The sequence below is a fragment of the Pseudodesulfovibrio hydrargyri genome, assembly GCF_001874525.1.
GTDB classification, from domain to species: domain Bacteria; phylum Desulfobacterota; class Desulfovibrionia; order Desulfovibrionales; family Desulfovibrionaceae; genus Pseudodesulfovibrio; species Pseudodesulfovibrio hydrargyri.
The window spans coordinates 209,437-226,196 of sequence record NZ_LKAQ01000001.1 but is presented as its reverse complement, the minus strand read 5'-3'; the positions used below and the strand labels follow the sequence as shown (position 1 = coordinate 226,196).

The window sequence follows — 16,760 nt, the reverse complement described above, 5'->3', positions numbered from 1 at the left end:
GGTGGGTGCTAGGGCGCGAGTGGACGACCGCCGCCAGTGTTACATGCTCTGGCCTCAGTAGCTACTGAAAGGTGATGTAGACGTTTTCGGCGTGCCCGAAAATAGCAGATATCGTGGTGAAGGTGAGGCGGGAATAGGAGGAGTGGTCCTCATTTGTTCCCCATGTTAAAACAGGTAGCTAGCCGTGCTAACTACCTGTTTTAATTTATACAAAGTGGTGGGCGATACGGGATTTGAACCTGTGACTTCCACCGTGTGAAGATGGCACTCTGACCAGCTGAGTTAATCGCCCACTTTGGTCTTGCCTGAGGACTTCGCCTCAAGGGAGAAACTGTATATCGTCAAGATTTGCGCTTGGCAACCCTTTTTTACTGATTTTTTACGCAATCCCCGCTGGCGCATTCCTGGCCCTCGGCCATGTCGCGGTTGTAGCAGGTCAGGCCGCAGCGCAGGCAGCGGCAGGTCTCGTGTTTGGCCTGGACCTCGTCCAGCGCGCCCTCGATTTCGCCAAAGGTGCAGGAACGTTCGTCGCACTCGATCAGGTGGGGCATCTCGGACCGCTCCCGGTAGCCCACGTCCGGCACGTCGGTGAACATGGTGTAGGGCAGCAGGTCGCGCTGGGTCCGCTCGGCCGCGTGGGGCGTCTCGCCGTTGAGATACTGGTGGATGGACCGGGCGGCCTTGCGGCCTTCGCCCAGGGCGGTGATGACCAGGGCCGGCCCGGTGTGCATGTCGCCGCCGGTGAAGACGTGGGGCATGGCCGTTTGCAGGGTGTCGGGATCGGCGGCCAGGGTGCGCCAGCGCGTCTCCTCCAGCTGGCAGACGCCGTTCTCGTACAGGCAGGACAGCTCGGGCTTCTGGCCGATGGCCGTATATACGGTGTCCGCCTCCATGAGGGTCTCCGACCCCTCGACCGGGATGGGGCTGCGGCGGCCGGACTGGTCGGGGGCGCCGAGTTTCATCCTGATGTGCTCGATGTGGGTCACGCGGCCGTCCCCGTCCTTGACGATGCGCGTGGGCGCGGCCAGGAAGAGGTATTTGACGCCTTCCTCCTCGGCCCCGACAATCTCCTCGATGTTGGCGGGCATTTCGTCGCGGGTGCGGCGATACATGAGGGTCACGTCCGCGCCCAGCCGCACGCTGGTCCGGGCCGCGTCGATGGCGGTGTTGCCGCCGCCCACGACCACGACTTTTTTACCGATGCCGCTTTCCATGCCCAGGCCCACCTTGGTCAGGAACTCGGTGCCCGTGGACACGCCCTCGGCGTCCTCGTTGTCGATGCGCAGGTTCAGGTTCATCCACGCGCCGATGCCGAGGAACACGGCCTCGAACCCCTCCTCGCGCAGGGTGTCCAGGGTGAAGTCCTTGCCGAAAAACTGTTCAGAGCGCACGTCGATGCCCAGGTCCAGGATGCCCTGGATCTCCCAGTCCAGCACGGTCTTGGGCAGCCGGTATTCCGGGATGCCGTAGCGCAGCTGGCCGCCCAGCTTGGGCATGGACTCGAAGATGGTCGGGCTGTGGCCCAGGCGGCGCAGGAAAAAGGCGCAGGACAATCCGGCCGGACCGCCTCCGACCACGGCCACCTTGCGGCCTGTGTCCGGGGCGCAGGGGATGGGCAGCCGTGTCCCGGAGTTCATCTCCCAGTCGGCCGCGAACCGCTTGATCATGTTGATGCCCACCGGCTCGTCCACGTGGCCCCGACGGCAGACGCCCTCGCAGGGGTGGGGGCAGACCCGGCCGATGGACAGGGGCATGGGGATGCGCTCGCGGATGGTCTCCAGGGCCCCGGCGTAGTCGCCGCGCGAGACCTGCTCGATGTAGCGGGGAATGTTGATCTGCCCCGGGCAGCGCTGGCGGCACGGGGCCAGGCAGTCGGTTTCGAGGTTGAGGTGGGTGATGCGCGCGGACATGCCCCAGATGGTGATCACGCCTCGCGGGCAGACCTGTTCGCAGCCGCCGCAGGCGGTGCACAGGTTCGGGTCCACCACGGGGTAGCCGTTGGGTCCCATCTCGATGGCCCCGAACTGGCAGGCCGTGACGCAGGTGCCGTAGCCGAGGCACCCCTCGGGGCACATCTTGGAGCCGGAGTAGAGCATGTGTTGGGCGCGGCAGTCCTTGACCCCGGCGTACCGGTAGACCTCTTCTGCCCGGAAGCCGCCGGTGCAGTCCACAAAGGCGATCTGCTTTTCCATGGACGCGAATTCCAGCCCCATGATGGCGGCCACCTTTTCGGCCACCGCGTCGCCGCCGATGACGCAGACCGTGGCCCCGGCCTTGCCGTCGACCACGCCCTGGGCCGCGCCCGCGCAGCCGGGAAAGCCGCATCCGCCGCAGTTGGCCCCGGCCAGCACGCCTTCCACCTGGGCGATGCGCGGGTCCTCGTAGACGTACAGCAGCTTGGAGGCCACCGCCAGGATAACGGCGGCGGTGAACCCGATGCCGAGGAGGATGAGTACGGAAGCGGTGATCATAGCGTCTTACTCCTAGGATGCCATGCCCTTGAAGGCGAAAAAGGCCAGGGACATCAATCCGGCCATGACCAGGCCGAGCGGGGTGCCCCGCATGGCCATGGGCACGCGGGACAGGTCGAGCCGCTCGCGGATGCCCGCCAGGAGCACCAGCGCGAGCAGGAAGCCCGCGCCCGAGGCCATGGAGAAGAGGAAGGTCTCGAACAGGCCGAACTCCTCGCGCTGGCAGATGATGGCGATGCCGAGCACCGCGCAGTTGGTGGTGATCAGCGGCAGGAAGATGCCCAACGATTTGTACAGGGGCGGGATGGCCTTTTTCAGGAACATCTCCACGAACTGGACCAGGGCGGCGATGACCAGGATGAAGGCGATGGTCTGAAGATAGTCGAGGTCGTTGGGCGCGAGCAGGTATTCCTGGACGCACCAGGTGATGACCGCGGCCAGAGTGGCCACGAAAACCACGGCCAGCCCCATGCCGAGCGCCACGCCCGAGTCCTTGGACGTGCCGATGAACGGGCAGTTGCCCAGGTATTGCGCCAACACGATGTTGTTGACGAAGATGGCGGCGATGACGAGGACGAAGTAATCCATTACAATACGCCCTCCTCCCTTTGGTCCAGATACCCCTCGTCCTTGAGCCGGGCGAGGATGCGGGAGACCATCTCCCGGGTCATGCGCGGGACGTCGTCCCGCAGCATCCTGCTGTATTCCGAGGCCACGTACTGCCTGGACACCTCGACCTGTTTTTGCCAGGCCGGGGAGTTGTAGATGGCGATGAGATCGTCCACCTCCTTCTGGGACATGTGGTCGGCGAAGAAGGCCATCTGCTTGGCCAGTATTTCCTTGATGATGGACTGGACCCCGTTGTGCATCTCGTCGTTCACTATTCGGGCCGCGTCTTCCGGCAGGTTGGGGAGGCGCGCCTGCATGCTCATCTGGGCCCGGGCGAGGAGTTTGGACATCATGGCCTGGATCGTCTCCACGGTGCCCGATGCCTTGAGCATGGTCATCATGCTCTCATCGGTCGGCCGGTCCGCCAGGGCCGGGGTCGCGGACAAAACCAGGCAGAGAACAAGGAGCGGGAGTATGAGCGGTCGTTTCATGATTACATCCTCGGTTTGACGGCGCACATGCCGCAGGTCTTGCAGTCGTGGACCGGGCCTTCCACGGCCTCGAGCCCCTTGGTCTTCCGTTGCCAGTTGGTCAGGGCGTTCATGCCCGCGAGCAGCACGCCCAGGCAGACGAACGCGCCCGGTGCCTCGACCATGAAGCCGAACGGCTTGAACCAGCCGCCCATGACGTGCATGCCGAACCACGTGCCGTAGCCGAACAGCTCGCGCAGGGAGCCGAGGAAGGTCAGGGACAGGGTGAAGCCCATGCCCATGCCCAGCCCGTCGGCCACGGACAGCAGGACCGGATTCTTGGAGGCGAACGCCTCGGCCCTGCCCAGGATGATGCAGTTGACCACGATCAGCGGCACGAAGATGCCGAGCTGCTGGTAGAGCGGGTAGGCGTAGGCCTGCATGAGCAGCTCCACGCAGACCACCAGGGAGGCGGCCACCACGATGAAGCAGGCGATGCGCACCTTGCTCGGGATGATCCCGCGCAGCATGGATATCAGCATGTTCGACAGGGCCAGGACGAAGATGACGGCCATGCCCATGCCGAAGCCGTTGTAGGCGGTCTTGGTCACGGCCAGGGTGGGGCAGAGCCCCAGGACCAGCTTGAACGGCGGCAGGTCGTGCCACAGTCCCTTCGAGAATTCCTTCCACAATGTGCTCATGGCGATAGTCCTATGATGCCCACGTCGCGTGGATATTGTCCTTGATCTGTTGGAAAATCCGGATCGCCTGGTTGACCGCGGCCACACTGGCCGTCGACGAGATGGACGCCCCGGCGATGGCCGCGATGTCGCCGCCATCCTTTGTCAGGGCCACGGACCGGGTGGTGTGGCCCCGGAACTGGTCGCGGTACTCGGGCTCCACCAGGCGCATGCCCAGGCCGGGCGTCTCCTTGAGGGTGGTGGTGCCGATGCCGGCCAGTTCGCTGCCGTCGGTGTTGAATCCGACCATGATGCCCACCGGGCCGCCGTAGCCCTTGCCGAAGGTCTCGAAGGCCACGCCCACGAGCTTGCCGTCCTTCATGGCCGGGAACACGGTCACCGGGCCGTCGGGCAGGTCGAAGGTCTTGCGGTCCCTGACCGGATTGTTGTCGTAGCCGGTGAATATCTGGGCCAGGGCCGGACCCTGCACGTAGGTCATGACCTGCTCCTCAATGCGCTCGGACGTGGCCTGGCGCACCGAGGCCAGGGTCAGGCCGGACAGGCCGCAGAAGAGCGACAGGACCAGGACCATCTTGATCATTTCCTTCATCTAGGCGCCCTCCGTCCCGCTCCGGAAGGAGTAGGGACCGCCGAACGGCTTGGGCCGGATGCGGTCGAGCAGCGGGGTGAACAGGTTGGCCAGCAGGATGGCGAAGGGCACGCCGTCCGGGTACATGCCGTACACCCGGATGATGATGACCATGGCCCCGGCCATGAACCCGAAGAGCACGGCGGGCAGCCGTCCGATGGGGCTGGAGGACGGGTCCGTGGCCAGGAAGAAGGCCCCGAACACCGCGCCGCCCGCCAGCAGGTGGAACAGGGGCGGGGCGTAGGTCGTGGGGTCCATAAGCCGGTAGATCCAGGCGGCCAGCATCAGGCCGACGATGAACCCGGCCGGGACCTCCCATTTGATGTGTCCGCGCACGAGCAGGTAGGCGGCGCCCGCCAGCAGCGCGGCCACATGCACCGCGCCCAGGCCGCCGAGCTGGTTGCCCAGGAGCAGATCGGAGAGGGGAATGGAGCCGATGGCGTCCAGGCCGAAATACTTGAGCTGCTGCAAGGGCGCGGCCAGCTGGGAGGAGAGCATGGTCGCGTTGGTGTCCATGTAGCTTCCCCAGGAGATGCGGCACGCGGCCCAGCCGACAATGGCCGGACAGAGCGGGCTGCCGCCCAGGCCGCCGAAGATCATCTTGCCCAGGGCGATGGCGGCGAAGGAACCCACGGTCACCAGCCACCACGGGCTCGACGCCGGGAGCAGGAAGGCGAACAGCAGGCCGGTGACCAGGGCGCTGTGGTCGTCCACGGACTGCTCGCGCTTCATGATCCGGTTGAGCAGAACCTCGGCCGTCACGGCCACGGCGCAGGACAAGGCCATGACCCGGAGCGCTCCCACGCCGAAGACGACCACGGCCATGACGGCCGCGGGCAGGAGCGCGATCAGGGTGTCGAGCATGTAGCGCCGGATGGACCGCCCGCAGTGCACGTGGGGAGGGACGGCCACGGTCAGGATAGGATTGAGCGGCTTCAGCATGGCGTGTCTCCGGTCTGCTCCTTGATTTGGTCTTCCGAGGGCGCGGACGGCGCGTGGGCCCCGGCCAGCAGGGCCAGTTCGTACTTGGCCAGGCGGATGTACTGCAGCAGCGGACGCCGGGCCGTGCACCAGTAGCCGCACAGGCCGCACTCCATGCACGAGTGGATGTGATAGGCTTCGGCCCGGGTGAACTGCTTGAATTCGGCGCAGCGGCTGATCATGCCGGGCATGATCCGGGCCGGACAGTGGCGTTCGCACGAACCGCAGCCGAGGCAGAAGTTGTCGGTGGTCTCCAGGCTTGTCTCGCGGCGCATGAGGGTCAGGCCGTAGGTGTCTTTGTCCACGCCCTGTTCCAGGTTGACCGCGGCCAGGCCGCGCAGGGGGCCGCCCAGGACGGCGCGGTCGCCGGGCTGGACCTGGGCCCCGGCCTCGGCGGCCAGGAAGCCCACGGGGGTGCCCACCCGCACCAGCTGGTTCTGTCCGCCGATGGTCATGACCGTCTCGGTCAGGGGGCGGCCCGTCTCCATGACCCGGCCGATGGCGTACAGGTCCTTGACTGACAGCAGGGTGGCGTCGTCCGGCCGGGAGCCGGGCAGGACTTCCTGCCTAAGGACCGTCTTGTAGACCAGTGGGTCCAGCCCGCTGGGATAGACCGGATTGACGTGGACCACAGTGCAGTTGGCAAAGGCGTTGGCCCGGTTGCCCTTGGCCCCCACCAGGAATATCTTGGCCGGTTCGACCACCTTCTGGACCGCTTCCAGCCCCATCTCCAGGGTCTTGCGGTAGTCGCGCAGCAGAGGATCGAAGACGGAGATGCCCGGCTCGGGCGGGACCCCGTTGAGGATCAGGGTGGCTGCCTTGTACAGGGCGCCCACGTCCACGCCCATGGACTTGAGCCACAGCCTGAGCGGTTCGCCGCCTTCGGCGCAGGGGGAATGGGGATCGGCCTTGCCGCCGTTGTCCACCTCGATAAGCATGGAGTAGAAGTCCATCTCGACGATGGTCCCGGCCAGGGGGGCGTGCAGGTCGCCCTTGTCCGGGCCGTTACCCACGGCCACCTTGGTGCCCCCCAGGACCTGGTCGCCCACGGCCAGGACCGGGGTCACGCCCTCCAGGGAAAGACGCAGCCTGTCCGGCCGCGAGGCCGTGGTCAGGGGCCCGGTTTCGCCGCACAGCAGGCTGAAGTTGAAATCGCTCATGGTTCTGCGGTCCCTTATTTCATGTGGCATTGGTAGCAGGCGTCGTCGCCGAACGGGCCGGAGCCGTTTTCCTCATGGCACCCCTGGCACTGCGTGTGGAAGGCGGCCATGGTCGCTGGGATCAGCTGATCCGCGGGCGCGGCGTGGCAGCCGGCGCAGGCTTGGTAGTCCGCCTCGGACGCAGGTTCGGCCTCGCGTTCGTGGCAGCTGGCGCAGCCTGCCGTCCCTTCCTTGTACAGGTCGTCGTGGCAGTCCGCGCACCGGGTGTGGGCCGCGTCGCGCAGGCTCGGGCGGGCGTCGCTCCCGTCCGTGTGGCAGTCGGAACAGGCCTGCGGTTCGGGCTCGATGTCTTTGCCGTGGTGGCAGGTCCGGCAGTCGCCGGAGGCGTAGTCCTCGGCGTGCTCGTCATGGGCGAATTTTCCGATGGTCGCCCCGGGATGGTGGCAGGAGGCGCATTGCTTCGCGTCCATGGTCTCCTGGTGCGCGGCCGCGAATTCCTTACCGAATTTGGCCACGTGGCAGGAGGAGCAGGCGGGCGGGTTCGGGTCTTCGCCCGAGGTGTGGTGGCAGTCCGCGCAACGACCGTCCATGTCGTCGATGTGCCGGGCGTGGTTCAGGATGACCTTGCCGCCCTTGTTCTCCAGGAGCACCCGCACCGGCGGCCCTTGCGAACCGGCCGGAGCCAGGTAGCCGCCCAGGGCGACGAGAAAGAGAATACCGGTTACGATGGTGGTGGGCAGATACCGTTTTTGCAATGGGTCGACCTCACGATTGGGAGCTGAATACTAACTTGTATCCGATAGCGTGTGGTTTAGTCCATAGCAGAAAGGGTTTTTTAAGTCGCGTCGGCTATTCTCCGGAGAAGAAGGGGTTGCGTCGAATTCATCTCCGGCCGAGCAGCCCGAGGATGAACATCAGGCCGAGCAGGGCCGCTCCGGCCCACCACAGGAAGACGGTCAGTTCCGTGGTGAAGAGCACGTAGGCCGCTTTGGCGGCGATATCCAGGGGGAATTGGCGGGCCAGGGTGAGCAGGTCGAGGCCCAGCAGTTTACCGAAGACGTCCAAGAGGGTTATGGAAGGCCAGGACCCGGTGATGGCCCAGGCCGCCCCCTGCCAGGCCAGGGTCAGCAGGCATCCGCCCCAGGCGAGAATTCCGAGCGTTTTGAGCATAGGGAGCGTATATATAATTGCGGACCGAAGCGCTATGGTTTATTGATACAATACGGGAGGGTGGCATGGACATCGCCGTGGGCGACAGCATCATTCTGGAGGTCTCCACATTCGAGGACCGCTTCCTCGGCATGGTGGCCGGGCTCAAGCCCGACGGCCGGCTGATGGTCTTTGCCGACCTGCCGGAGGCGGCCGTGCGGCGTCTGGAGACCGACGCCTTCGCCCTGGTCCGCTACGCCTTTGACGGCAAGCTGCTCGGCTTCAACACCCGGGTGCTGAGCACTCTGGACTCGCCGGGCACGATCCTCGAACTGGCCGCCCCCAAGAAGATATTCAACGCGGAGGAGCGCAGCGAGCCGCGCTGCTCCTGCTCGTTTCCCGCCTTTGTGGTCGACGGGCGGTCCGCCGCCAGGGGCGTACTGGAGGACATGTCCGCCAGCTGCACCCGCGTCCGGTTCATGGGCGACGGCGGGGACGGGCTCCTCTCGGAGCCGGGCGGGAGCGTGCGCCTGACCTTCCATCCCTTCGACATGGCCGGGGACGGAATCTCCGTGGGCTGCACCGTGCTCAAGACCTTCATGAAGGACCACGTGCACTACGCGGTGCTCCGGTTCAACAACGACGAACCGGATGCCCGCAAGCGGATATCCGGTTTCATCGAGGCCCAGGTCTGCTGCCGCATCCCCGGGCTATAGCCCTTTCAGGTTACTCGTCCTTTTCAAGCTTCTTGGCGTAGGTGGCGGCTTCGATGCCGGCCACGCACCCCTCGCCCACAGCCTTGGCCATTTGCAGGGGAGGGCCGCAAATGTCGCCTGCCGCGTACACGCCGGGCACGTTGGTGCGCTGCTTCTTGTCCGCCTCGATGTACTTCATGTTTTCGTCCAGCTGAACGCCGAGCATGGCGGTCAGTTCCAGCACGCCCTTGGCGCCCAGCTCGATGAACACGCCGGTGACGTCCTGGGTGGCGCCGTCGGAAAGGAGCACCGAGGAGACGGCGTTTTCGCCCCGGATTTCCTTGATGGACACGCCTTCGTGGACCTTTACCCCGGTCTCGTCGAGCTGCCTGCGCAACCCTTCGTTCACGTCCAGCTCCTCGCAGTAGAGGTGCACTTCACTGGCGAAGTTGGTCAGGGCAACAGCCCCGCCCGCGGCGGCGCTGCGGCATCCGGCCACGGCCACCACCTCATTGCGGTAGAAGCCCGCGTCGCAGTCAACGCAGTAGCTCACGCCCTTGCCGAGCAGCTCCTTTTCGCCGGGCACGCCCAGCTTGTTGCGGCTGGATCCGGTGGCCAGGATGACGGTCTTGGCCCGGACCGTGTCGCCGGATTCGAGCTTGAGCGAGAAGAGCTTGCCGTCGGGCTCGATGGCCAGGACGTCCTCGTCCCGGAACTCGGCCCCGAAGCTCTCGGCCTGGTCGCGGCCCTTCTTCAGGATTTCCTCGCCGGATATCTTGATCTGGCAGCAGTAGTTTTCTACGTGGGCCCAGTACAGGCTGGAGTTGTCGATGCGGCCGAGCATCAGGGTCCTGGCCTTCTTGCGCGAGGCGTGGATGGCGGCCTGCAGCCCGCCGGGCCCGGAACCGAGTATGACGACGTCGTAGAGTGTATCGGACATGGGATTCTCCTGTGTTCGGATGGCAATGCGTTACCGAAAAGAATAAGCATTCTCAGGAGGAAGTAAAGCGGCCCTTAGAGAAACGGTATGGTCAGCATGCGGATCAACCCGCCGTACTCGCGGTCGCGGAAGATGTTCAGGCCGATGCGCATGCGCTCGTGGCCCAGGTCGGGCTGGGGCTTGTAGGTCCGGAACATCCGGTCCCACCACGGGAAGTTGAAGCCGAAATTCATGTTGGCCTCGCGCATGTTCGTCGAGTGGTGCACTCGGTGCTGGTCAGGGGTGACCAGGAAGAGCCGCAGGACCCGGTCGACATGCAGCGGGATGCGCACGTTGGCGTGATTGAACACGGCGCAGCCGTTGAGCAGGATTTCGAACAGGATTACGGCCCCGGCGGGCGGGCCCAGGACCAGGACCACGGCCAGCTTGATGAGCATGGACAGGACGATCTCGATGGGGTGGAAGCGGATGCCGGTGGATGCGTCGATGTCCAGGTCCGCGTGGTGCATGCGGTGCACCCGCCAGAGCAGCTGTCGGCGATGGAAAAGGACGTGCTGCCAGTAGATGGCCATGTCCAGGACGAGCACCGAGACGATCCAGGCGAGAACCGGCGGCGGGGAGACGAGGTGGAGCAGGCCGAGGCCGTGCGTCCGGCAGTAGGCGGCCACCCCGGCGGGCAGGATCGGGATAAGCACACGGGTCAGGACCGAGGCGAGGACTGCCACGGACAGGTTGGCGAACCAGCGGCGTCCCTTGCCCGTGGACAATCCGCGCCGGGGCCGGAGGGTCTCCGCCGCGCCCATGACCGCCAGGATGGCCAGGAACGAACCGAGTCGGAGCAGGGTTTCCGTGGTCACAGCGCCTCCTTGGCTGTCTAACCTTCGGGCCGGGCCGCTTCCTTCGCTTCCAGGTGGCGGAAGACTTTCTTCTCCAGGGCCCTGATTTCCTCGTTTTCGGGCAGCATCCCGAAGGTCCGGGCCACCAAGCCGCGCTCGCGCAGCAGCCGGGCCGAGGTCCCGTATCGCAGTGAGAAGAGCCAGCCGGTCAGAAGCAGCAGGAAATCCTTGTCGTATTTGAGCAGCGCGTAGTCGCAGGAGCCGCCGGACATGACCGCCTCGTAGACCGCCGGGGTATAGCGCGTGGGGTGTTCCTCGAGCTGGTGAATGACCACTTGGCCCGGCGAGCGCGGGCGGGACAGGTGGTCCAGGATCACGGAGAAGATGTCGATCTTGTCCGCGTCGCGGGTGACGCCGACCATGACGGCCAGAGGCTTCTTCATGTCCGGGTTGACCTCTTTGACGTTGTGCAGCCCCACGGCGGTCTTGATCAGACGCCACTCGTGGTCCGTGAACCCGCCTGGCAGGTCGAGGCGGCGCAGGGTCAGCACGCCCATGCGGCCGTGATTGACCGAGTCCGCGTCCTTGAAGGTGGCGTAGCGCGCGAACTGCGGGAATCGACCGATGTCGTGATACAGGGCGGCCATGGCCGCCAGTTCCCCGGTGCGCCCGTTGATGCCCTCGTTTCCGATGATCGCCAGCCCGTTGTCCAGGACCCGCATGGAATGGTCGAGCTTGAGGCGGATATGGTAGTCGTTGTTTTCCTCGCCGGTGAGGTGGCTCTCGGCGAACTCTCTGACCAGTTTCTTGTGGGTGGACAAGGGCATGGTCTAATCCTTGAGCCTTTTCATCTCAATCTTGTAGTCCGCCTCGGAAATCTCGCCAGCGTCGAGCCGTTCCTTGAGTTCGGCCCGTTCCCGCTCGGTCTCCTGGCGGGCCTCCTCCTCGAGTTCCTTGTCGCGCAGCGGGCCGCCGGGGCCGAAGAGCAGCCGGAGGAAGAGCAGGATCACGCCCATGATCAGGGTGACGAAGAGCAGTCGGGCCACGGCTGGCAGGATCTGCTCACCAAACCCGGAATTGAACGGCCAGGCCCGCCATTCGGGGCTGTCCAGGAAGTTGAGAAAGCTTCCGAGAAAGGCGGGAATATGTGAAAAGTCCATATGTTTTTTCCTCCGAAGCGGCGTGGTTCCGCCGTGGCCCTGTTCCTACGTGGCAATCGGCCTCAGGGCAAGCCCCGGCGCAGGAGCGGGCCGTGTGTGAAGGCATTATAGATTGCGTCCGGGTTGCCCCGGCCCGTTGAAATCCTTCCGGGAGTGGTGTATCTCGGCTCTAAGAAGGAGAATCAATGCGTATCCTTATAGTAGAAGACGAATTCACCAGCCGCAAGCTGCTGACCGCGCTCCTGTCCGATTTCGGCGAGTGCGACACCGCCTCGGACGGGGTGGAGTGTGTGGACGCCTTCCGCAAGGCCATTGACGAGGGCCGCCCCTATGACCTGGTCTGCATGGACATCATGATGCCCAACAAGGACGGTCATCAGGCCTTGAAGGACATCCGCGCCATGGAGCAGGAGGCGGGCGTGTCCGCCGCCGACGAGGCCAAGGTCATCATGATCACCGCCCTGAACGATCCCAAGACCGTGGTCCGCGCCTATTACAAGGGCGGGGCCGCGGCCTACCTGCCCAAACCCATCGAGGTGGAAAGCCTGTACGCCATCCTGCGCAATCTCGCCCTCATCGATTGATTGCCTGTACGGCCAGTTTGTTTTACGAAGCATTCATGCACAACGACAACAACGTGAACGCGTCCGGTTTCGCCGGTCGTTTAACAGGCCGCCCGATCCTGTGGCTGTCCGCGCCCGCCCTGGTCCTGATCATGGCCACCCCGGCCCTGGCGCAGGCCGCCCCCCCGAGCCGCAGCGGCTCCGTCCTGAACATCCTCCTTCTGGTGCTCATCGCCTATTTCCTGGTCCGCATGTTCCGGCGGCGGTCCGGCGGCGGCAACGACAAGACCCGGCCCGGGCGCTGGTCCCGGCCCGACTATCCGACCAAACCCGGCGAGGGGGACGGCTCCGGTTCCGACGCCGATTCCTCCTCCGCCTCCGAAGACCGGCCCGCGCAAAAGCCCCAATCCATGGATCGGCACGAGGCCGCCAGGCGGACCTGGGACATGCTCCGTTCGGAGGACACGGCCAAAACGTCGCCCTCCACGCCCACGGGCGCGCCGCCGCGCGCGGACGGATTCGACGAGGCCGAGTTCCTGGAGGGGGCCAAGGTCCTTTTCTCCCGTTTTCAGCAAGCCCGCGACAAGGAAGACTACGACGCGTTGCGCGACTTCTTGTCCGACGAGGTCTACAGCGACGCGGTGGCCGCCGGGGAACGCCCGCGCACCGAGGTCATGCTGGTTTCGGCCCTGCTCACGGAACTGCACTCGGCCGATGGCCGGACCGTGGCCTCGGTCCATTATGACGCGCAGTTGCGCACGGGCGAGGAGGGCCGCCCGGTCCAGCTTCGGACCGTGTGGGAGTTCGGCCGTGACGACTCCGTGCCCGGCGGGCTGTGGGTCCTGGAAAAAATCAATTCGATAGACCAGTAAAATCAGAAGCCTCGTAAAGAGGCTTTCCGTTTCCGGAGGGAAGAATGGCGGATACCGTTTTCAACCTGGACCAGCCTATTGGTGCGCTCATCGACGTGGCCGTGAGGGAATTCGGCGAGGTCGGTTTCGAGACCGTGACCATAGGCGGCCGGAACCTGGAGGTCCTCCAGGTCAGGCAGATGCAGAAATATCTCGACAAGCTGGTGGACCGGACCCGGGGGGGCAAGAAGATATCCCTGCCCCTGTGGGCCAAGGTCTGGCCGTCCTGCCTGGTGCTCGGCTACACCCTGACCCGGTTCCCGTTCGCGCCCGGCTGCTCCATCCTCGAAGTGGGCGCGGGCTGCGCCGTGAACGGCATGGTCATGGCCTCGTTCGGGCACGACGTGACCGTGACCGACGTGGAACCCTACGCGCTGCTGTTCAGTCGGATCAACGCGCTCAAGAACGGCCTGGAGGACAAGGTGACCATCAGCAAGGCCGACTTCACCAGGGATTCCCTGGGCAGGTGTTTCGACTACATCATCGGCTGCGAGGTCCTCTACGAAGAGGCTGTGTACGAGCCGCTGGTGGACTTCCTCGACGCCCACCTGGCCGAGACGCCGTCCGCCGAGGTGCTCATGGCCATGGACAGGAAGCGGCAGGGCAGGAAGTTCTTCGACAAGGCCGACGGGCTCTTCGCCATGATGAAGTCCGAGGCCAAGTACAAGGACAACGAGACCGGCGAGGAAAACGTCATCAACATGTTCCGCATGAAGAGGAAGGGCGCGTGATCGAACTCAAGAGCTGTCCCAAATCCTTCACCACGGACCAGGACAAGGCGTGCACCCCGGTGGAGACCGTGCGGCGCGTCAAAGCCGCCCTGGCCGAGAAGTGCGAGGGCGTCCTGGCCCAGACCGACCGCGTGGACACCGGCAGGCTCGGCATCCCGGTCTTCGTCAGCCAGTGCGGCCCCGCGGCCCGCGAGGTCATGCCCACGCGCAAGCAGATGGGCAAGGGCGCGTCCCCGGAACAGGCCGAGGCCTCGGCCTTGATGGAACTGGTCGAGCGTTTCTCCTATTTCAGCTTCTGGGCCGACCCGGCCAACTTCACGGAACTGACCTGGTCCGAGGCCCGGGAGAAATGGCCCGGACAGGTCATGGACATCGGCCAAGTGCTCCGTTCGGTGGGCGAGGAGATCGCCTCCGACAAGGCCGTCCGGCTTATGGACCTCATCCGCTGGCGGTTTCACCCGGCCCTGGACGTGCGCACCGGACGGACCGAGTACGTCCCCCTGGACTGGTTCAAGAAACTCAATGAATTCAACGGATCGTCCGCCGGAAACACCTTCGAGGAGTCCATCGCCCAGGGCGCGTGCGAACTGGTGGAGCGGCACGTCTGCGCGGTCGTCGACCGCTCCCGCCAGACCACTCCGACCATCGATCAGGCCACCTGCGGCGACCCGGTCCTGCGCCGTCTGCTGGACTGCTTCGAGCGCAATGGCGTGACCATCATCCTCAAGGATTTCTCGCTGGGCTACCCCGTCCCCACGGTGGCGGCCGTGGCCTGGGACCGCAAGACCTTCCCGGCTCTGAGCGAGATTGTTTTCACCGCCGGGACAGCGGCTTCGCCGGTCAAGGCGGCCATCCGCGCCGTGACCGAGGTGGCCCAGTTGGCGGGCGACTTTGAGACCAGCCGGGTATACGAGGCCTCGGGTCTGCCCAAATTCACCGAGCTTGACCAGATCGAGTGGCTGAAGGAGGGCGAAGTCGTTGCCCTGGATTCCCTGCCCACGGTGGAGGACGGGGACATATATAATGAATTGATGGCCCTGGCAGAGGGCCTCTTCGAGAAGGGCGATACCCTGTACGCGGTGGATACCCGGCATCCGGACCTGATGGTCACGGCCAACTACAACTTCGTGCCCGGCTTCGACTTCCGGGAGCGTACCCCGCACCGGTCCATCGGTCTGTTCGTCGGCCGCATCCTGGCCGAGGACGCCGACTTCGACGAGGCCCTGGAAGGGCTGGACGTGCTCGAGGAAATCTACCCGGACGCATACTTCCTGCCGTTCTTTCGGGGGCTGCTGGCCCTGCGCATGGGCGATCCCCTGTACGCGGCGGCCCGGTTCGAGGAGTCCGTGGACCTGCAGCCCGCCAACGCCGAACGCGGCCTGGCGGTCTTCTACCAGGCCTACGCCCTGTCGCAGGTGGAGGAGTGGGAGGACGCCCTGGCCCTGCTCGACCGGGCCGTGGAGCTGGACGACGAGTGCCGGGAGTTCTTCAACCTGCGCGGCGTGGCCCACTTCAAGGCGGGGCGCTATGCCGAGGCGGCGGACAACTTCCGGGCGTCCCTGGATATCGACAGCGGATCGCCCCATGACCTGGCCAACCTCGGCCTGTGTCACAAGTTCATGGGCAACCGGCAGGAGGCCGAGGATTACCTCAGGGCGGCCCTCGACATGGACCCGACCTTGGATTACGCCCGTGAGCATCTGTTGGAACTGGAGGAATCCTAATCTGTTATAGGCAGATTAAGGGAATCGCTTATATCGTATTGAAATGTGCCGAGTACTTGACAAGGTTGTGGAGGAGACGTAATGTCCCTCCACGGTTTTAGACCGAGTCTCTACTTTCGCAGCTAAGCAGCGGATCGCTGTTTATTTGGATATGGTCGCCTCGGGAGTCTCCCGGGGCTACAGCAAGACAAACATCCACTTAGGAGGATACAATGGCTGTTGTTGAATTCCAGGGCTCTTCTTTCGAAGTTGACGAAGACGGCTTCCTGCAGAAATTTGAGGATTGGACCCCGGTTTGGGTCGAATACGTGAAGGAATCCGAGGGCATCAAGGAGATCTCCGAGGACCATCAGAAAGTCATCGACTTCCTGCAGGACTACTACAAGAAGAACGGCATCGCTCCCATGGTGCGCATCCTCTCCAAGGTCACCGGCTTCAAGCTGAAGCAGATCTACGAACTGTTCCCGTCCGGACCTGGTAAAGGCGCCTGTAAGATGGCCGGCCTGCCCAAACCCACCGGCTGCGTCTAGTTCTCGACCGAACTCGACTGACAAAGGCGGGAGCTTCGGCCCCCGCCTTTTTTGCGCCTTGGCGGGATCATGCGAGCCCCCGGGGATTGCCGGAAAATTTTCCTTGCCAAGCGGTGGGGCAGTGCGTATAAGACCGAGTTCCACGCACAAAGAATGACAGGAGATAGTCATGAAAAACGATATTCATCCCAAGACTTACAAGGCCAAGATCCGCTGCCACTGCGGCTACGAGGCCGAGCTGCTGACCACCAAGGGTGAGGAGTTCGAAGTGGAAATCTGCTCCAACTGCCATCCCTTCTACACCGGCAAGCAGCGCTTCGTGGACACCGCCGGCCGTATCGACCGCTTCCGCAAGAAGTATGGCGATCTGAGCGCTCTGGCCGCAAAGTCCAAGTAGCTCCGTTTTTTCGGCGCAAGCCGAGACCATATGCCTTCGTTGGGGTCGTGTACCCTTCGGAGGCATATTGTTTTATCCGGCCTTTACAATCGGCGGGGAATCCA

The 16,760-nt window shown here is 64.5% G+C and carries 20 protein-coding genes and 1 tRNA gene; 7 read left to right on the top strand and 14 right to left on the bottom strand.

Annotated features, from left to right (window positions below; genetic code table 11):
- Nucleotides 1-215 precede the first annotated feature (215 nt).
- The 10 genes from BerOc1_RS01100 to BerOc1_RS01055 all read right to left on the bottom strand — a co-directional run bounded on the left by BerOc1_RS01100 (nucleotide 216) and on the right by BerOc1_RS01055 (nucleotide 8,190).
- A tRNA-Val gene (locus BerOc1_RS01100) sits at nucleotides 216-292 on the bottom strand.
- 76 nt (nucleotides 293-368) lie between these two features.
- Nucleotides 369-2,471 carry an FAD-dependent oxidoreductase gene (locus tag BerOc1_RS01095; RefSeq protein ID WP_071543883.1) on the bottom strand — a complete coding sequence of 701 codons (2,103 nt, stop codon included), beginning with the start codon at nucleotides 2,469-2,471 and terminating at the stop codon, nucleotides 369-371.
- A gap of 12 nt (nucleotides 2,472-2,483) precedes the next feature.
- Entirely contained in the window at nucleotides 2,484-3,059 is a 576-nt protein-coding gene (locus tag BerOc1_RS01090) for an electron transport complex protein RnfA (protein WP_071543882.1), read from the bottom strand.
- Nucleotides 3,059-3,571 (bottom strand): DUF2059 domain-containing protein, encoded by a 513-nt coding sequence (locus tag BerOc1_RS01085; RefSeq protein WP_071543881.1) that lies wholly within the window; start codon nucleotides 3,569-3,571, stop codon nucleotides 3,059-3,061. Before BerOc1_RS01085 ends, BerOc1_RS01090 begins: the two co-directional genes overlap by 1 nt.
- A 2-nt stretch (nucleotides 3,572-3,573) precedes the next feature.
- Entirely contained in the window at nucleotides 3,574-4,251 is a 678-nt protein-coding gene (rsxE, locus tag BerOc1_RS01080; protein ID WP_071543880.1) for an electron transport complex subunit RsxE, read from the bottom strand.
- A gap of 10 nt (nucleotides 4,252-4,261) precedes the next feature.
- Complete coding sequence (rnfG, locus tag BerOc1_RS01075; protein ID WP_071543879.1) at nucleotides 4,262-4,840, bottom strand: RnfABCDGE type electron transport complex subunit G; 579 nt, start codon at nucleotides 4,838-4,840, stop codon at nucleotides 4,262-4,264.
- A complete protein-coding gene (locus tag BerOc1_RS01070; RefSeq protein ID WP_071543878.1) occupies nucleotides 4,841-5,821 on the bottom strand; it encodes an RnfABCDGE type electron transport complex subunit D in 981 nt (326 codons plus the stop codon).
- The gene (locus BerOc1_RS01065; RefSeq protein ID WP_071543877.1) at nucleotides 5,815-7,020 is read right to left on the bottom strand and encodes an electron transporter RnfC; all 1,206 of its coding nucleotides are present in this window, start codon (nucleotides 7,018-7,020) and stop codon (nucleotides 5,815-5,817) included. The genes BerOc1_RS01070 and BerOc1_RS01065 overlap by 7 nt, the downstream gene beginning before the upstream one ends.
- Before the next feature lie 14 nt (nucleotides 7,021-7,034).
- Complete coding sequence (locus tag BerOc1_RS01060) at nucleotides 7,035-7,775, bottom strand: cytochrome c3 family protein (RefSeq protein ID WP_071543876.1); 741 nt, start codon at nucleotides 7,773-7,775, stop codon at nucleotides 7,035-7,037.
- Nucleotides 7,776-7,902: 127 nt separating this feature from the next.
- A complete protein-coding gene (locus BerOc1_RS01055) occupies nucleotides 7,903-8,190 on the bottom strand; it encodes a potassium:proton antiporter (RefSeq protein WP_071543875.1) in 288 nt (95 codons plus the stop codon).
- Between the two features lie 65 nt (nucleotides 8,191-8,255).
- On the opposite strand from BerOc1_RS01055, the gene BerOc1_RS01050 reads away from it, so the two are divergent.
- On the top strand, nucleotides 8,256-8,885 hold the full coding sequence (locus BerOc1_RS01050) for a PilZ domain-containing protein (RefSeq protein ID WP_071543874.1): 630 nt from the start codon (nucleotides 8,256-8,258) through the stop codon (nucleotides 8,883-8,885).
- A 10-nt stretch (nucleotides 8,886-8,895) separates the two neighbouring features.
- Here BerOc1_RS01050 and BerOc1_RS01045 read toward each other — a convergent pair whose 3' ends face one another.
- The 4 genes from BerOc1_RS01045 to BerOc1_RS01030 form a co-directional block, all read right to left on the bottom strand.
- Nucleotides 8,896-9,804, bottom strand: a complete 909-nt coding sequence (locus tag BerOc1_RS01045; RefSeq protein WP_071543873.1) for an NAD(P)/FAD-dependent oxidoreductase — start codon at nucleotides 9,802-9,804, stop codon at nucleotides 8,896-8,898.
- Nucleotides 9,805-9,878: 74 nt separating this feature from the next.
- Nucleotides 9,879-10,661: a sterol desaturase family protein gene (locus BerOc1_RS01040; protein ID WP_071543872.1), complete on the bottom strand. Its 783-nt coding sequence runs from the start codon at nucleotides 10,659-10,661 to the stop codon at nucleotides 9,879-9,881.
- Between the two features lie 17 nt (nucleotides 10,662-10,678).
- Nucleotides 10,679-11,467 (bottom strand): HD domain-containing protein, encoded by a 789-nt coding sequence (locus BerOc1_RS01035; RefSeq protein WP_071543871.1) that lies wholly within the window; start codon nucleotides 11,465-11,467, stop codon nucleotides 10,679-10,681.
- A gap of 3 nt (nucleotides 11,468-11,470) precedes the next feature.
- Nucleotides 11,471-11,800, bottom strand: a complete 330-nt coding sequence (locus BerOc1_RS01030) for an SHOCT domain-containing protein (RefSeq protein ID WP_071543870.1) — start codon at nucleotides 11,798-11,800, stop codon at nucleotides 11,471-11,473.
- Between the two features lie 185 nt (nucleotides 11,801-11,985).
- Between BerOc1_RS01030 and BerOc1_RS01025 the strand changes: the two genes are divergently transcribed.
- From BerOc1_RS01025 to rpmE, 6 genes are all read left to right on the top strand, one after another.
- A complete protein-coding gene (locus BerOc1_RS01025) occupies nucleotides 11,986-12,384 on the top strand; it encodes a response regulator (protein WP_071543869.1) in 399 nt (132 codons plus the stop codon).
- Nucleotides 12,385-12,419: 35 nt separating this feature from the next.
- Nucleotides 12,420-13,235: a Tim44 domain-containing protein gene (locus tag BerOc1_RS01020; RefSeq protein WP_071543868.1), complete on the top strand. Its 816-nt coding sequence runs from the start codon at nucleotides 12,420-12,422 to the stop codon at nucleotides 13,233-13,235.
- A gap of 44 nt (nucleotides 13,236-13,279) precedes the next feature.
- On the top strand, nucleotides 13,280-14,005 hold the full coding sequence (locus BerOc1_RS01015; RefSeq protein WP_071543867.1) for a class I SAM-dependent methyltransferase: 726 nt from the start codon (nucleotides 13,280-13,282) through the stop codon (nucleotides 14,003-14,005).
- Nucleotides 14,002-15,729, top strand: a complete 1,728-nt coding sequence (locus tag BerOc1_RS01010; RefSeq protein ID WP_071543866.1) for a YcaO-like family protein — start codon at nucleotides 14,002-14,004, stop codon at nucleotides 15,727-15,729. Before BerOc1_RS01015 ends, BerOc1_RS01010 begins: the two co-directional genes overlap by 4 nt.
- Nucleotides 15,730-15,941: 212 nt before the next feature.
- Entirely contained in the window at nucleotides 15,942-16,259 is a 318-nt protein-coding gene (locus BerOc1_RS01005; RefSeq protein WP_014321317.1) for a TusE/DsrC/DsvC family sulfur relay protein, read from the top strand.
- Between the two features lie 169 nt (nucleotides 16,260-16,428).
- The gene (gene rpmE / locus BerOc1_RS01000) at nucleotides 16,429-16,656 is read left to right on the top strand and encodes a 50S ribosomal protein L31 (RefSeq protein ID WP_071543865.1); all 228 of its coding nucleotides are present in this window, start codon (nucleotides 16,429-16,431) and stop codon (nucleotides 16,654-16,656) included.
- Nucleotides 16,657-16,760: the final 104 nt, after the last annotated feature.

What these genes read in the sequence shown, in the direction of transcription:
- BerOc1_RS01005 (WP_014321317.1), top strand. Translation starts at nt 15,942, where the DNA reads ATGGCTGTTGTTGAATTCCAGGGCTCTTCTTTCGAAGTTGACGAAGAC.
- BerOc1_RS01030 (WP_071543870.1), bottom strand. Translation starts at nt 11,800, where the DNA reads ATGGACTTTTCACATATTCCCGCCTTTCTCGGAAGCTTTCTCAACTTC.
- rsxE (WP_071543880.1), bottom strand. Translation starts at nt 4,251, where the DNA reads ATGAGCACATTGTGGAAGGAATTCTCGAAGGGACTGTGGCACGACCTG.
- rpmE (WP_071543865.1), top strand. Translation starts at nt 16,429, where the DNA reads ATGAAAAACGATATTCATCCCAAGACTTACAAGGCCAAGATCCGCTGC.
- BerOc1_RS01025 (WP_071543869.1), top strand. Translation starts at nt 11,986, where the DNA reads ATGCGTATCCTTATAGTAGAAGACGAATTCACCAGCCGCAAGCTGCTG.
- BerOc1_RS01020 (WP_071543868.1), top strand. Translation starts at nt 12,420, where the DNA reads ATGCACAACGACAACAACGTGAACGCGTCCGGTTTCGCCGGTCGTTTA.
- rnfG (WP_071543879.1), bottom strand. Translation starts at nt 4,840, where the DNA reads ATGAAGGAAATGATCAAGATGGTCCTGGTCCTGTCGCTCTTCTGCGGC.
- BerOc1_RS01055 (WP_071543875.1), bottom strand. Translation starts at nt 8,190, where the DNA reads ATGCTCAAAACGCTCGGAATTCTCGCCTGGGGCGGATGCCTGCTGACC.
- BerOc1_RS01065 (WP_071543877.1), bottom strand. Translation starts at nt 7,020, where the DNA reads ATGAGCGATTTCAACTTCAGCCTGCTGTGCGGCGAAACCGGGCCCCTG.
- BerOc1_RS01050 (WP_071543874.1), top strand. Translation starts at nt 8,256, where the DNA reads ATGGACATCGCCGTGGGCGACAGCATCATTCTGGAGGTCTCCACATTC.
- BerOc1_RS01095 (WP_071543883.1), bottom strand. Translation starts at nt 2,471, where the DNA reads ATGATCACCGCTTCCGTACTCATCCTCCTCGGCATCGGGTTCACCGCC.
- BerOc1_RS01035 (WP_071543871.1), bottom strand. Translation starts at nt 11,467, where the DNA reads ATGCCCTTGTCCACCCACAAGAAACTGGTCAGAGAGTTCGCCGAGAGC.
- BerOc1_RS01015 (WP_071543867.1), top strand. Translation starts at nt 13,280, where the DNA reads ATGGCGGATACCGTTTTCAACCTGGACCAGCCTATTGGTGCGCTCATC.
- BerOc1_RS01085 (WP_071543881.1), bottom strand. Translation starts at nt 3,571, where the DNA reads ATGAAACGACCGCTCATACTCCCGCTCCTTGTTCTCTGCCTGGTTTTG.
- BerOc1_RS01045 (WP_071543873.1), bottom strand. Translation starts at nt 9,804, where the DNA reads ATGTCCGATACACTCTACGACGTCGTCATACTCGGTTCCGGGCCCGGC.
- BerOc1_RS01090 (WP_071543882.1), bottom strand. Translation starts at nt 3,059, where the DNA reads ATGGATTACTTCGTCCTCGTCATCGCCGCCATCTTCGTCAACAACATC.
- BerOc1_RS01070 (WP_071543878.1), bottom strand. Translation starts at nt 5,821, where the DNA reads ATGCTGAAGCCGCTCAATCCTATCCTGACCGTGGCCGTCCCTCCCCAC.